This window comes from Paenibacillus sp. FSL P2-0089 (genome assembly GCF_038595095.1).
In the GTDB taxonomy this organism is placed as follows: Bacteria; Bacillota; Bacilli; order Paenibacillales; family Paenibacillaceae; genus Paenibacillus_AQ; species Paenibacillus_AQ silagei.
Genome location: NZ_CP152006.1, coordinates 2,312,504 through 2,326,590 on the forward strand (window position 1 = coordinate 2,312,504; position 14,087 = coordinate 2,326,590).

13 protein-coding genes are annotated in these 14,087 nt (G+C 55.0%); 9 read left to right on the top strand and 4 right to left on the bottom strand.

The window, feature by feature from the left end; genetic code table 11:
* Positions 1-291: 291 nt before the first annotated feature.
* Positions 292-3,375 carry a PAS domain S-box protein gene (locus NST69_RS09340; protein ID WP_342549093.1) on the top strand — a complete coding sequence of 1,028 codons (3,084 nt, stop codon included), beginning with the start codon at positions 292-294 and terminating at the stop codon, positions 3,373-3,375.
* Between the two features lie 146 nt (positions 3,376-3,521).
* On the top strand, positions 3,522-3,917 hold the full coding sequence (locus tag NST69_RS09345) for a NusG domain II-containing protein (protein ID WP_036725293.1): 396 nt from the start codon (positions 3,522-3,524) through the stop codon (positions 3,915-3,917).
* Here the strand turns inward: NST69_RS09345 and NST69_RS09350 are convergent, their stop codons facing one another.
* The 3 genes from NST69_RS09350 to NST69_RS09360 are packed head-to-tail and all read right to left on the bottom strand — an operon-like array spanning position 3,918 to position 6,874.
* Positions 3,918-4,775: a TIGR03943 family protein gene (locus NST69_RS09350; RefSeq protein WP_342549094.1), complete on the bottom strand. Its 858-nt coding sequence runs from the start codon at positions 4,773-4,775 to the stop codon at positions 3,918-3,920.
* A 37-nt stretch (positions 4,776-4,812) separates the two neighbouring features.
* Positions 4,813-5,802, bottom strand: a complete 990-nt coding sequence (locus NST69_RS09355) for a permease (protein ID WP_342549095.1) — start codon at positions 5,800-5,802, stop codon at positions 4,813-4,815.
* A 31-nt stretch (positions 5,803-5,833) separates the two neighbouring features.
* Positions 5,834-6,874 (bottom strand): GTP-binding protein, encoded by a 1,041-nt coding sequence (locus NST69_RS09360; RefSeq protein WP_342549096.1) that lies wholly within the window; start codon positions 6,872-6,874, stop codon positions 5,834-5,836.
* Between the two features lie 215 nt (positions 6,875-7,089).
* Between NST69_RS09360 and rpmG the strand changes: the two genes are divergently transcribed.
* From rpmG to NST69_RS09395, 7 genes are all read left to right on the top strand, one after another.
* Positions 7,090-7,239 (top strand): 50S ribosomal protein L33, encoded by a 150-nt coding sequence (gene rpmG / locus NST69_RS09365; RefSeq protein ID WP_036725285.1) that lies wholly within the window; start codon positions 7,090-7,092, stop codon positions 7,237-7,239.
* 320 nt (positions 7,240-7,559) lie between these two features.
* Positions 7,560-8,768, top strand: coding sequence for a GTP-binding protein (locus NST69_RS09370; RefSeq protein ID WP_342549097.1), 1,209 nt, complete (start codon positions 7,560-7,562; stop codon positions 8,766-8,768).
* Positions 8,769-9,562: 794 nt separating this feature from the next.
* Positions 9,563-10,270 (top strand): metal ABC transporter ATP-binding protein, encoded by a 708-nt coding sequence (locus NST69_RS09375; protein ID WP_209874360.1) that lies wholly within the window; start codon positions 9,563-9,565, stop codon positions 10,268-10,270.
* A complete protein-coding gene (locus NST69_RS09380; RefSeq protein WP_076078384.1) occupies positions 10,216-11,076 on the top strand; it encodes a metal ABC transporter permease in 861 nt (286 codons plus the stop codon). Before NST69_RS09375 ends, NST69_RS09380 begins: the two co-directional genes overlap by 55 nt.
* On the top strand, positions 11,073-12,245 hold the full coding sequence (locus NST69_RS09385; RefSeq protein WP_342549098.1) for a metal ABC transporter substrate-binding protein: 1,173 nt from the start codon (positions 11,073-11,075) through the stop codon (positions 12,243-12,245). The genes NST69_RS09380 and NST69_RS09385 overlap by 4 nt, the downstream gene beginning before the upstream one ends.
* A gap of 20 nt (positions 12,246-12,265) precedes the next feature.
* Positions 12,266-12,535 (top strand): 30S ribosomal protein S14, encoded by a 270-nt coding sequence (gene rpsN / locus NST69_RS09390; RefSeq protein ID WP_036725280.1) that lies wholly within the window; start codon positions 12,266-12,268, stop codon positions 12,533-12,535.
* Between the two features lie 170 nt (positions 12,536-12,705).
* The gene (locus NST69_RS09395) at positions 12,706-13,329 is read left to right on the top strand and encodes a class I SAM-dependent methyltransferase (protein ID WP_036725278.1); all 624 of its coding nucleotides are present in this window, start codon (positions 12,706-12,708) and stop codon (positions 13,327-13,329) included.
* 116 nt (positions 13,330-13,445) lie between these two features.
* Here the strand turns inward: NST69_RS09395 and NST69_RS09400 are convergent, their stop codons facing one another.
* Positions 13,446-14,030, bottom strand: coding sequence for a helix-turn-helix transcriptional regulator (locus NST69_RS09400; protein WP_036702276.1), 585 nt, complete (start codon positions 14,028-14,030; stop codon positions 13,446-13,448).
* Between the last annotated feature and the right edge of the window lie 57 nt (positions 14,031-14,087).

A 14,087-nucleotide genomic window follows, 5' to 3' on the forward strand; every position in this document is an offset into this window, starting at 1 on the left:
GATGGAGGCATCCAGGAGGTGCTCTATGCCAAGCGGTTACGTCATCTTCCGTTATTTCTGTGCCTTCTGGCTGCCGCGCAGGAGACTGGACTAACCTATTATAACCACCGCCTTGATGTCATGAAAGTGACCAGGGCGGTTTTTTCTGTATGTGGATATGCACCGTTTCCAGCGGCAAGCTTGCCCTGTGTATCTTCATTAGCGGGACTTTAGGTCTGGAGCATAAATTCCGAAAAAAAGGTATAATGTTACTAAATTATGTCCCCCATTTTCTCAGAGGAGGCTCTAGCTTTGTCCGACACTCTATTTAAGCACTTGTACTTGCGGTCCTCAATAGGATATGCGGCAGTAGCCATTACGGATGGTACTATGCTCATGGCTAACCCTGCGCTTTGCGGGATGTTTGGATACACCGAGACCGAACTCAAGGAGCTGCGTTACCAGGATATCGTCTTTCCGGATGAAGGGTATACCCTGGATCACGGGCAGATTATGAATGCTTTAATAAACAGTCCTGATATGGCTGTAGATACCGACAAGCGGTTCGTACATAAGAATGGTGAGATGCTCTGGGTTGCCCTGCATCTTTTTCTGATCATTGATGAACAGACTGGAAGTCCCTCCCATTTGGTTGCGGAGATGACGGATATTACCGCGCGCAAGCTGGCGGAGAAGAAGATAGAGGAGGATCGCCAGCTCTTCGAGCTGATTACGGAGCACACCCCGGACATGATCTCATTCGCCGATCCCGATGGAACGCTGCGCTACGTCTCCCCGTCAGTCGAAACGCTGCTCGGCTACCCGGCAAGTGACATGATCGGCCGCAACAAAACGGATTATTACCATGAAGCGGATGCGCTGGAAATGACCGAGCCGGGCAAGCTCTACTCTGACAGTGACACCTTTACACGCAGGGTCAGGCATAAGGACGGCCATTATCTTTGGACCCAGAGCTCCTTCCAGGTGGTGCGGAATCGTGAAGGCGAAGTGCGGCAGATCCTGACGATTGCCCATGATATCACCGAGCGGAAGAAGGTTGAAGATATGCTGGCTGCCGCGCAGGAGTTAGGACAAATGGGCTCCTGGGAGTGGAATTCCGTATATGATCAGCTGATCGTCTCCAGCCAGCTGATGGCTATCTTTGAATTAGGCGGGAATTGCGGAAATCATACCGTGGTTCATTATACTCAGCTGTTTGACTGTGTAGTGCCGGAGGACCTGGACAGATTGCGCGAAGAGCTGCATTATACGCTGAAGTCCGGGGCTAAGGGTGAGGCGATTTTCAGAGTGAAGGGCAGCGAGGAACGTAAGTCTCTCTATGCGCACTGGGAGGTGATCCTGGATGCAACCGGTAAGGTTCAGCAGATCCGCGGTATGGTGCAGGATGTGACCGAGCGCCAGCGGATGGAGGAGCAGCTCCGTGAGAGTGAGAACCGGTATAAGTCGCTTTTCGAATATAACCCGTCTGCCATCAGTGCCATGGATCTGCAGGGGTACATACAGTCGATGAATGCCAGTCTGGAGCAGCTGACAGGATACAGCAGGGAGACCCTGATGCATTCCAGTTACTGTGAGATTATTGAAGAGGATGAGCTGGAGCATGTGAATATGCGGTTTCTGGCGGCAGCCGGAGGCATGGCCCAGACCTTCGATACCCGGGTGATCCGTCATGACGGGGAGAGGGTGGAGGTAGGGATGATTTATGTCCCTATGCTGATTGATCATGAGGTCGTCGGTGTATTCGCCATTACCAGTGATATTACAGAGCCTAAGCGGTATCTGGAGCAGATTGAGAAGCTTAGCTACGAGCATGCGCTGATCCTGAACTCAGTGTCTGAGGGGATTTTTGGCATGAATCTGGAGGGGGAGACTGTATTTATCAACCCCGCTGCGTCGGTCATGCTCGGATATAACCCGGGTGAGCTGGCCGGCAATATCAAGCTGCATACGATAGCGCAGACCTGGATGGACGGCGAGCTGTATCCCGGAGGACACCGGACGCTGGCGGAGCTGCTGAAGACCAACCTCTCTTATGAGCAGGAGCAGGAAGGGATCTTCTGGCGTCAGGATGGCTCCAGCTTCCTGGTCAAATACCGGATGACGGCATTATATGATAACGGAGAGCATAAGGGGGCGGTGGTGGTCTTCCGGGATATCACCGAGGAGAAGGCTGTGGAGCGTGCCAAGGAATCTGCGGAGAAGGCTGACCGGGCCAAGTCGGAGTTCCTGGCGATTATGAGCCACGAGCTGCGTACGCCGATGAATGGAATTATCGGGATGGCCGATCTCCTGTCGGGAACAGAGCTTACGGAGGAACAGCAATATTACACCCAAATTATCAATAAAAGCGGTGCCGCGCTGGTACATATTCTCAACGAGGTGCTGGATTTCAGCAAAATTGAATCCGGCATGATGACGCTGGATCTGCAGCCGGTCGATATCCGGCAGGTCGTTCAGAACGTCTGTGAGCTATTCTATCCGCGTATCCAGGAGAAAGGGCTGGTTCTGCGCAGCCATATTGAGCCCGATCTTCCGGCTGTTGTCATCACCGACGAAACCAGGCTGAGGCAGGTGCTGGTGAACCTCGTCGGCAATGCGGTCAAGTTCACTGAAGAAGGCGAGGTCAGCGTCTGCGTGAAGCTGGAGGCTGCCGGGGAGCCAGGCTCGCTGATTCTGAGGTTCTCGGTAACCGATACCGGTATAGGCATTCCGCAGGGCAGCCAGAACCTGTTATTCCAGTCCTTTTCCCAGCTGGACCCATCGATCAACCGCAAGTACGGCGGGACGGGACTGGGTCTGGCGATCAGCAAGAAGCTGGTGGAGCTGCTGGATGGCGCCATCGGTGTGAACAGCGTCGAAGGAGAAGGCTCGGAGTTCTACTTCACCATCGGCGTGATGTATTCGGTGGAGGAGCAGGGCCAAGCGCTGCTGGCAGGAGTTGCTGCCACTCAGGAGTATAAGGGTGGTGTTTTCAATCTGGATTATCCCGAGGGTCAATACGGGCCGTTGTCCATTCTTATCGCGGAGGATCATCCGGTGAATCAGCAGATCCTGCAGACTTTTCTCAAAAAGCGCGGCTACACCTCTGACCTGGCAGTGAACGGGGAGCAGGCGGTAGAAGCTGTACGGTCCCGGCATTATGATCTGGTGTTCATGGATATTCAGATGCCGGGCATGGACGGGATTGAAGCCACCCGGCAGATCCGCGAGGCGCTGGGGCTGTCCCCGGTGATTATTGCCGCCACTGCCTTTGCACGTAAGGAAGATAAAGAGATGTGCCTCCGGGCAGGAATGCAGGACTTTATTCCCAAGCCGATCCGTGGAGATGAGCTGGACAGAGTGCTGAGGGAATGGTCCGGCAGCATCCGCAGATAGTTCTGTAATGTGAAAAGCCGGATAACCGGCAGGCAAAGCAAGCGCTATTCACGTTGACAGCTTTCCCTTGTCTGCATTATTATTATATAAATCGTAAATATTACGAATAAATAATGGCAAGCGAAAGGGTCAATAGAGTGAAAACGATGAAGCGCGGAGATTTCCTGCTGATTCTCATTGTATTGCTGGCCGCCGGTTCCATCTACGGCTACAAGTGGTTCTCTAACCACAATCATCCGTATAAGCAGGGGGAGCTGGAGGCCGTAATCACCGTGAACGGCAAAGCCTACAAGACTGTACAGCTGACCAAGGAAGAGCAGATTATTGATATCCGCACCCGATATGGTCATAACACGCTGAAGGTATACGATTATGGTATTCAGATGACCTATTCGGATGCTCCGCTGACCATTGCGCTGGACATGGGATTCATCTCCCGGCCGAAGCAGCAGATTATCTGCATTCCGGCCCGTCTCCTGGTGGAAATCTCGAACCCGGAGTCTTCGCTGGAGGATGACGATGCGCTGGACGCGGTCATCTAGTCATGGCTGCAGCGCTTTCCATGCCGCTGCGGCATCGGCATTCGTGTACACATAAGGTGTGGACGGTGCTGCCACTGCTGTTATACTCTGCGGAGCGATCTGCAGAGTCTCCACTCCCTCATGGAGCGTCACATGAAGCTTGCCCCGAACCTCAATCCAGGTATCGGCGGGCAGGCTTATTTGTGTACCCGGTGCAAGAAGAATGCCGAAGGGGGTGGCATCTGCCGTACAGCATTGGACCAGGAAGCGGCTGACTGCGTAGCCGGATCGACCGGACCCCTGCGGCTCACGGTACAGGAAGCCGGATACAGAGATTTCCTTACCCTCGAACTGTGATTTGTACAGATTAAGGGCACCCAGCGTTTCCGAGAAAATCTCAGGGAATACAGGGATGACGGGCTGCCTGTAGAGCTGTCCTGCCAGCTCTGCAAATTCGGCCTCATAGGGGTTGGCCGCTGTGAAGCTAGCACCGGTGCCGGACTCAACGGCAGTGTAAGACAGGGCAAGGCCCTTCTTGGCCGCTGCGGCACTGCCGAGTGCCCGGTCGGGCAGCAGGAAGCCGAGCAGCAGCGGAAGCAGGAACAGGCTGTACAGCGTGGAGCTGCCCAGGAGTGAGCGGGGCAGGCGGTGCTCGCAGTCACAGAGGGCGGAGCTTCGGCCAAGCACAGCCTGGAGCCCGAGGCTGAGCGCCATCAGGGAGAGCGGAACCGGGCATAACCGGATCCAGCGGGCCAGCTTAGGAGCAACATAATAATGGAGGGCGTCCTGCTGGACCAGATGTCCGATATAGAGGGCGAAGGCGAGCAGAATAACTGCCCTGAGTACATAGTGAAACCGGATGCTTCCGGAGCTATTCATACAGATCCTCCTTCAGATATTCGGAATTTCAGGGCAGCTACAGCCAGAATGAAGCCAGCACGGAGCCGGTGAAGACGGCCGCGGTAATGAGGAAGAACAGGTACAGGGCAAATCTGGTTTTGAACAGCGAGAGCAGCATCAGGGCGTTCTTGAAATCGAGCATCGGTCCCAGCACCATGAAGGCGAGCAGCGCCCCGGACGGGAAGGTATGCAGGAAGGTGGACGCAACGAAGGCGTCAGAGGTGGAGCAGAGCGAGAGTGCGAAGGCCAGTCCCATCATGAACACGTAGGAGCCGAGCGGACGGTCTCCAATGGCGGACAGGCTGCTCTGATTCATGAAGGTCTGGATGCCCGCAGTCAGCAGACAGCCGATGATCAGGAATTTGCCCATCTCAAAAAATTCATCCGACGTATGCACCAGGACCGCCGCCGCCCGGCCCCCGCGTAGTGTGCCATGCGGCTCTTCGCTTCCCTCCCGGCGGATGGATAAGCGCAGCGGCGATCTGCGGACGGTCCCGTAGATGATCAGACCAATGCATGCCGCTACGGCAAAAGCCAGTCCCATCCGGGTGTAGGCCAGCTCCGGATGGGAGCGGAAGGCTGTCAGGGTGGCCCCGTAGACGACCGGGTTGAGGATCGGGCCGGACAGAATGAACACGATGGCCACGTAGAGCGGCATCCCCTTATGCATGAGGCGGCGGACCAGCGGAATCATTCCGCATTCACAGACGGGGAAGAGGATCCCGAGCAGGCAGCCGAAGAGAATCGCCGGAACCGCGCGGCGTGGAATCCAGCGTGAGATCAGCTCGTCCGGCACGAAGACGCGAAGCAGGGAGGAGAGCAGCGCGCCCAGCAGGACAAACGGCAAGGCCTCCAGCAGAATGCCGAGGAATGCGGTTTTGAACGTGTCGACATAGCCGTTGTCCAGCAGGCTTAGATGTCCGGGCAGCCACAGACTGCCCGCTGTGAGCAGAAAAGCGGCGGAAAAGAGCAGCGGCAATATTTTAAACGGCGTAAGGGTTGTCAAGGGTTCATCGGCTCCTTCCCGCACAGGGTTCTTAGCTGAATAACGCCGCCCAGCTGCGGCTGATCGCCTTCTCATCCAGATTCAGGCCAATGCAGACGATATAAGGCTGGCCCGGGTAACTTGAAGCCTCCCAGGAGATACGGTTACCTGCAAGCTGCACCAGCTGCACGGAATCCCTGCCTGCAAGCCGCACATGGCCCTTGGCCCGGAGCAGACTGTAGCCCCATTGCCGCAAAAAATGCTCCAGCTCCTCCTGGCGGAGGCTTCCGGCCCATGCCGGAGGAACGGTTAACGTCACTGCCGCCACTTGGGAATAAGAGCCGTCTGTTCCGGATTCAGGCTCATGTACTGCCGTTGCGCTGCCGCCGGTGCTGCTGCTGCCCGTGTTCATGCGCTGGAGGGCGGTGCCGCTGATATTGCCGGGGCCGCGCCGGGGAGCAGAGCCCTTAAATCCGCGGGCGGCGATGCCTGTCAGCAGCGGGGCGAGATTAATCTGGCTGTAGTGGGTGAAGACAATCTCGGGTTCCGAATTTTGCTTGTAGACCATCTTCTCGATCTTCCACAGGGTCTCCGGTTCTACCAGATCGCTTTTGTTGACGATGATGAGATCAGCGGTGGTGATCTGCTTGCGCAGGGTGCGGACGAGCTGCTTGTCGGACGAGAAGCGGCTGCTGTACTCCAGCGCATTCTCGGCATCCAGCAGCGTAATGGCGTGGTGCAGCTGCAGCCGGTCTGCCAGCACCGGCGCCAGTAGCGACTTCGCGATCTCGTCCGGGTCAGCTACCCCTGTAAGCTCGATGTAGATGATATCCGGGCGGCGCGCCAGCAGGGCGCTCAGGCTGCGCGGCAGCTCCTCCTTGCGGCTGCAGCAGATGCAGCCGTCCAGCAGCTTTTCCACACTTGTGCCGGTACTCTCCTGAAGGATATAGCCGTCCACATCTTTTGCGCCCAGCTCATTCATGATTACGCCCGGGTTCAGCCCTCTGCGCTGGCTCTCCTTCAGCAGACTCAGCAGCAGGGTTGTCTTTCCGCTCCCCAGAAATCCGCTCAGTATAATCACAGGTATCTTCATGGCTCACTCTCCCGCTCCAATAGTACCGTCCCCATAAGAAGGCGGCCAAGCCGCTTCCGCTTGTAATTCCATCTATACGTCAAGCTTATTCAGGAAAGAACACTAATCTAAGAGAGCCCAAAAGTTCCTGGACAGCTGTTGACAGCGGAGGGCGGGAGCGTGTAGAATGTTTAAATCGTAATAATTACGATTAAACAGAAGGGAGCTTGATTGAAATGAGAGTAATCGTTACTTTGGCCTGTACGGAGACGGGCGACCGCAACTATACCACCACGAAGAATAAGAGAACGACACCGGAACGCTTGGAAATGAGAAAATATTGCCCGCGCCTGAAGCGTGTCACACTGCACCGGGAGACCCGCTAAGCTGCGGAAATCACTTTAACTCATCGCTGGCTGAGGGTTTGCATTGCCCCGATTAGAGTGCAAGGGGGAGGCTTGATTGCAGTCTGTACAACTAAATCGCCGGATGTGCCGCCGAATCTCTGTTTAACTGTAGTTCGTGCAATTAAAATGCCTCTATACCTGGATTTTCGCCCATTTGGGCTAATCTAGTTGTACAGAATACAGTTAGAAGAGGAAAGCCTTCCGTTTCACTGTTTTTAGTTGCACAGAATACACTTATCTCTGGTGGTTCGCTATGAACAGAATGCCCTTTTGAAAATATAATCTACAAGGAGAATACAATGGATAAAATTCCTGTAACAGTGCTAAGCGGATATCTTGGCTCCGGCAAGACTACACTGCTCAATCATATTCTGCATAATCGTGAGGGCCTGAAGGTGGCCGTGATCGTCAATGATATGAGTGAAGTGAATGTGGATGCGAATCTGGTGAAATCCGGCAGCAGCCTCTCCCGCACCGAGGAGAAGCTGGTCGAGATGTCCAATGGCTGCATCTGCTGCACCCTCCGCGATGACCTGCTGCGCGAAGTGAATCATCTCGCCTCGGAGGGGCGCTTCAATTACATTCTGATCGAATCCTCCGGGATCAGCGAGCCGGTCCCGGTGGCCCAGACCTTCACTTACCCGAACCCGGAGCTGGATATCGATCTAACGGAGCTGGCCCGGCTGGACACGATGGTTACGGTGGTCGATGCCAACCGCTTCTGGCAGGATTTCGCCTCGGGCGACAGTCTGCTGGACCGCAATATGACGGCGGGCGAAGGCGACTTCCGGGATATCGTCGATCTGCTGATCGATCAGATCGAGACCTGTGATGTGCTGCTGCTCAACAAGTGCGATCTGGTAGAGGAGGCAGAGCTGAACAAGCTGGAGGCGGTTCTGCGCAGACTTCAGCCGCGCGCGAAGATCATCCGTACGGTGAACGCACAAGTGGAGCTATCCGAGATTCTGAATACCGGATTATTCGATTTCGAACAGACCAGTCAGTCGTCCGGCTGGATCGCTGAGCTTGCCAAGGAGGAGCACACACCGGAGACTGAGGAATACGGCATCACCTCCTTCGTTTACCGCCGGAGAACGCCGTTCCATCCGCAGCGGCTGAGCTTCTTCTTCAGTAACTGGCCATCCGAGGTCGTCCGGGCGAAGGGATTAGTCTGGCTGGCCGCCAGTGGTGATCTGGCAGCGACCATCAGCCAGGCAGGGCCGTCGATCCAGTTCGGTCCCGCCGGTTATTGGCTGGCTACCCTGCCGGAGGAGCAGCAGCAGGAGGTGCTGGCTGCGGAACCGGATGTGCTGGCGAAGTGGGACGAGCAGTGGGGAGACCGGCTGAATGAGATCGTCTTCATCGGAGTCCAGATGAACCGTGAGGATATCGAAGCCCGCCTGGACCGCTGCCTGCTGACCGCAGAGGAGATGAACCAGGACTGGACGGCATTCAACAACCCGCTTCCTTGGCATGTAGAGGAGTTGCTTGCGGCGGGGCAGGAATAACTTCTTCTGTAAATGATAGTCTGGAAAGCCGGAATCCTTTCTGCGGATTCCGGCTTTGTGCTGTATAGGGATTAGGCGCTACGAAGGCACGTGAGGCAAGTGCGAATGTATGCGAAAAAGCGAACACATTGTGTAGTGCGAGGGGCTAGTAGAACGGATGTAGGTGGAAAACCGAACACATTGTGCTGTTTCGAGGGGCGCGGGGCGAATGTATGCAAAAAACCGAACACATTGTGCTAGTGCGAGGGCTGGTGGGCCGAATGTATGCGGAAAAGCGAACACATTGTGTAGTGCGAGGGGCTAGTAGAACGGATGTAGGCGGAAAACCGAACACATTGTGCTAGTGCGGGGGCTAGTAGGCCGAATGTATGCGGAAAACCGAACACAATTTGTATTGCGGGGGTAAGTGGGGCATTCATGCTGGCACGGGTGGACATAGACCGAGTCGGTGCGATCCCAATGGCTTGAATTTCGATGTTTTGTCGCACGCTGGCTTGGCCCGAATAAGGTTAATCAGTGTGATTACGATTAATTTGTTGTTTTGGGTTTACAAATCGTAATGATTACGATAATATCAATGAAGTTGAAACATAATCGTAAATATTACGAATAATAATCAATACTTAGTTTGTTTAATCCGTGGAACATGCTTGGTCCAAATTAATAAGTGCCCAACAGCAGACGGAGCAGTAACTACGGCAGCAGCCATAGGATCACGCACGGGATCACGCACGGAATCAGGCACGGAATCATTACGGCACGCCACAGCGGGCCGAAAGAAAGGGGGAGGAACGATGATTTTGTCATCCATCAGGGATGTGGTGTTCGGTTACGGGGATGAGCCGGTCATTGACCGCTTGTCGCTGGATCTGGAGGCCGGACAGTTCATTGGAATTACCGGACCGAACGGGGCAGCGAAGACCACGCTGCTCAAGCTGATGTTGGGCCTGCTGAAGCCATGGAGCGGAACGGTTACTCTGAACCGGGAAATTACCGGAGGGGGCAAGCTTACGATCGGGTATGTGCCGCAGCAGGTAGCCTCCTTCAATGCCGGATTTCCGAGCAAGGTGATTGAGCTGGTCCGTTCCGGCTGTTATTCAGGGTTGGGATTGTTCCGCCGCTTCACTAAGGAACAGGAAGCGCTTGTCGAGAGCAGCCTGCGGCAGGTGGAGATGTGGGAGTACCGTAACCGGAGAATCGGTGAGCTGTCCGGCGGGCAGAAGCAGCGGATCTGCATCGCCCGCGCGCTGGCGCAGCAGCCGCAGGTGCTGGTGCTGGATGAGCCGGTAACGGGGATGGATGCTGCCAGCCGCACCGGGTTCTATGAGCTGATGCGGCATTATGTCAGCCGGCATGGCCGGACCGTCATCATGGTTACACATGGCCTGGAAGAGACGAGTTCCTATCTGGATACCGTGATTACGCTGGAACGCAAGGAGCAGGAGGGCTGGACATGCTTGGTTACGAATTCATGCAACGCGCATTTTGGGCAGGAGGCCTGATCGGGCTGATCGGACCCTTACTGGGAGTCTACCTGATGCTCCGCAGGCAGGTGCTGATGGCCGATACGCTGTCTCATGTCTCCCTTGCCGGAGTAGCACTGGGTTCCGTACTGGGATGGAATCCTGCTCTGAGCGGCTTCGCTGTAGCTATAGCAGGAGGGCTGATTATTGAACAGCTGCGCCGCTCTTACCGTACATACAGCGAGCTTCCGGTTGCTATTATTATGACCTCCGGCCTGGCGCTGGCCGTCGTGCTGATGAGCCTGAAGCAGAATCTGACCAAGAGCTTCAGCTCCTATCTGTTCGGCTCCATCGTTGCCGTAAGTGATACTCAGCTTAAACTGATCGCCGTGGTGGCTGCAGCCGGTCTTCTCTATTTCATCATTCTGCGCCGCCCATTGTACAGCCTAACCTTCGACGAAGAGACGGCCGCTATCAGCGGTGTCCGTACCGGGTGGTTGTCATTCTCGTTCGCCGTCCTAACCGGTATGACCGTTGCCGCAGCTATGCCGGTGGTGGGTGTGCTGCTCGTATCCGCTCTGATTGTGCTGCCCGCTTCTATAGCGCTGCGGATTGCATCGGGCTTCACGGCAGCCATAATGATCTCCGTCAGTGTGGGGCTGACCGGTGTGTTCAGCGGGCTTACAGCCTCCTACTATATCAACACGCCTCCAGGAGGCACGATTGCACTCATTCTGCTGGTATTTCTGCTGATAGCCATTGCAGTACAGAAGCTGATCAGGCTGCGCAGCCGCAGCCAGTATTCATCTCAAGCCAATGAAGAAAAGGGGTCTCACAACATATGAAATTCAAATCCATAGCAATATCCAATTCGAGCGCACAGTCCACATTCAGAATCCGTCAGCTTGCCGCCTTGTCCCTGACCGCCATGCTATTGATCTCCGGCTGCGGCAACAACACTGCGACGAAAGCCGCTTCAACCAGCAGTCCGGCGGCTTCACCATCGGCTGCGGCCGAAGCTTCATCTCTACCCGCAGGGGATAAATTGAACATTAAGGTTAGCTTTTACCCGATGTACGAATTCACGAAAAGCATTACCGGAGACCTTGCCAATGTGGAGGTGCTGGTCCCGCCCGGAGTCGAGCCGCATGACTGGGAACCGACTGCTAAGGATATGGCTGATATTTCGGATGCAGATGTGCTTGTCTATAATGGCGCTGGCATGGAGGGCTGGGCGCAGCAGATTGTGGACGGTGCTGCCGGAAGTGATCTGATTACGATAGAGGCGAGTAAAGGACTCCAGATTATTGAAGGGACAGAGCACGAATATGAACACGAACACGAACACAGCCATGAAGAGGAAGCTGCGGCTGAAGCAGGCCACGATCACGACCATGACCATCAACATGATGAGTCCGCAACTGAAGGAAGCGGTCACGACCATTCCCATAATGATACAGCTGTCAGTGAAGCAGACCATGACCACGGCGGGCTTGATCCTCATGTATGGCTGGACCCGGTGATGGCTATCCGGGAGGTTAAGACCATTGAAGCAGCACTCTCCGCAGCATTTCCCGGAAATGCTGCTGCCTTCCACGCGAACAGCGATGCTTATATCGCCAAGCTGGAGAAGCTGGATCAGGATTTCAGAGCCGGGCTTCAGAATACGAAGCGCAAGGACTTTATTACGCAGCATGCCGCTTTTGGTTATCTGGCACAGCAATATGGCTTGACGCAGGTGCCGATTGCGGGGCTGTCGCCGGAGCAGGAGCCGTCTGCTGCACAGATGGCCAAGATTGTGGAGTTCGCCAAGGCGAATAAGGTGACTACAATCTTTTTTGAAACCTTGGTCTCCTCCAGTGTCGCTGATACTATTGCCCAGGAAATAGGAGCCAAGACTGCCGTGCTGAATCCAATCGAAGGATTAACAGAGGAAGACGCTGCCCATAATCTGGATTACCTGAGTCTGATGCGGCAGAATCTTGAAGCGCTGATCCAGGCGCTGAACGAATAAGAACGAAGGAGTGATCTATAGTGGCCAAGAAATCTAAGGTTGTGAAGGAACAGAAACGGCAGGTGCTGGTGGCGAAGTACGCTGACAAGCGCAGAGAGCTGAAGGCGGCGGGCGATGTGATGGCACTGCAGAAGCTGCCCCGGGATTCCTCAGCCACCCGCCAAAAGAACAGATGCAGCGTGTCCGGCAGACCGCGTGGCTATCTGAGTACATTCAAGATATCCCGGATCGTTTTCCGCGAGCTGGCGCATAAGGGACAAATTCCGGGCGTTACCAAGTCCAGCTGGTAGGCTGTTAACTTCATAGATGCTATAACGGCAAGACGGCTGATCTCTCTGTGTTACAGGAGCCAGCCGTTTTGCTGTGTCCGTAGACTTTGCCGGATCTGGCAGAGTGGACTATGATAGAGAAGAGGGACAGCTATATAGATACATAATCTCAACAGGAAAGAAGGAGCTGCATGACTGAGTATTGGAGTAAAAGATTTGCGCAGGAGGGGATGATCTGGGGGAGTGAGCCAAGCCCGTCGGCAGAATGGGCGAAGCGGAAATTCCAGGAGGCAGGTGTCTCCTCCGTTCTTGTTCCGGGTGCCGGATATGGGCGGAATACCAAAGTATTCTCTGCTGATTTTAAAGTATACGGCATAGAATTAAGTGAACCGGCGCTTGAGCTGGCGGCAGCATGGGACCCGGGAACTAGCTTTATTGCAGGCTCGGCGCTGGAGCCGCAGCTTAGGCAGTCTGTAGATGCCGTATACTGCTATGATGTTCTGCATTTATTCCTCGCCGGGGACCGCCGCAGGCTGATTGAAGCGAGTCTCCGTCAGGTCAGGACTGGAGGGCTGCTCTACTTCACCAGCTTCTCCGACGAAGATCCCCATAACGGCTGCGGGAGAGAGCTGGAGCCGGGCACCTTTGAATATAAAGAGGATAAATATGCCCACTTCTTCAGCGATGCCGACTTGCGGGAGCATTTTGCCGGGACGGAGATTCTGGAGACAGGTTCATTTACCGAGTCGTTGCAGAACCCGCAGGGCGGGACTCATGAATACATACTAAGAACGATCCTTGCGCTCAAACGGTAACTGCCATCTGCGAAAGTAACGTCAACATGGCCCCTCCCTGCGGCGAGAAGGACCCTACTGTGAACCTGATGCTGTGCGTGCTCCCACTTCTTCCTGCGGCTTCCTATTAATGAAGGTTAATGCAGCTCGCAGTCGGCGAACAGGATATGCCGCGGAATGCGGAAGAAATTCTCGGCCTTCTCCTGCAGGGCCAGGGTAGGCAGATGGCAGTGGTGCAGCCACTTGCGGAAGGTGCCGGGATGGACGCCAATCCAGATGCTGACATCGGTTACCGAGAAATCATACACCATGCAGAGTCCGGTCAGAATCGCGTTGTGCTGCGGTGAATGGGCGAGCGTTCTTTTCATGAAACGGGATGGGGTCGGCTGGCACACAATCGGACTTTGCCGCAGAAGAGCTTCATTGAACAGGATATGGGGCGGATAGCCTAAATGGCGGCAGACCTTGTCCAGATTGGTTCTGGAGGGAATGCGTCCTTCATATACCCATGCGCTTACGCTGCGTGAGGAGACGGAGAGCTCTTCTGCGAGACGGGAGAGCTTCATGTCCTTGGCCATCAGGATGGCCAGCAGAACGCGGTTGCGGATCTGGCTGCGTTTGGGGCGGCGAAATCTTTTGACCCGTACGCCTTGTCCAAGATATTTGCGGTTGATCAGAGACCAGGCCTGAATTTTATGTGTTTCTTGCTGATTTTTAGCCATAATACCTCCGGGTGTACTGATTTAATGAAGTGACGGATCATCTAGTTTAGCTGTTAT

Coding starts and splice junctions, on each gene's coding strand:
- NST69_RS09345 (WP_036725293.1), top strand. CDS start 3,522: ATGAAGCGCGGAGATTTCCTGCTGATTCTCATTGTATTGCTGGCCGCC.
- NST69_RS09350 (WP_342549094.1), bottom strand. CDS start 4,775: ATGAATAGCTCCGGAAGCATCCGGTTTCACTATGTACTCAGGGCAGTT.
- NST69_RS09360 (WP_342549096.1), bottom strand. CDS start 6,874: ATGAAGATACCTGTGATTATACTGAGCGGATTTCTGGGGAGCGGAAAG.
- rpmG (WP_036725285.1), top strand. CDS start 7,090: ATGAGAGTAATCGTTACTTTGGCCTGTACGGAGACGGGCGACCGCAAC.
- NST69_RS09370 (WP_342549097.1), top strand. CDS start 7,560: ATGGATAAAATTCCTGTAACAGTGCTAAGCGGATATCTTGGCTCCGGC.
- NST69_RS09375 (WP_209874360.1), top strand. CDS start 9,563: ATGATTTTGTCATCCATCAGGGATGTGGTGTTCGGTTACGGGGATGAG.
- NST69_RS09385 (WP_342549098.1), top strand. CDS start 11,073: ATGAAATTCAAATCCATAGCAATATCCAATTCGAGCGCACAGTCCACA.
- NST69_RS09395 (WP_036725278.1), top strand. CDS start 12,706: ATGACTGAGTATTGGAGTAAAAGATTTGCGCAGGAGGGGATGATCTGG.
- NST69_RS09400 (WP_036702276.1), bottom strand. CDS start 14,030: ATGGCTAAAAATCAGCAAGAAACACATAAAATTCAGGCCTGGTCTCTG.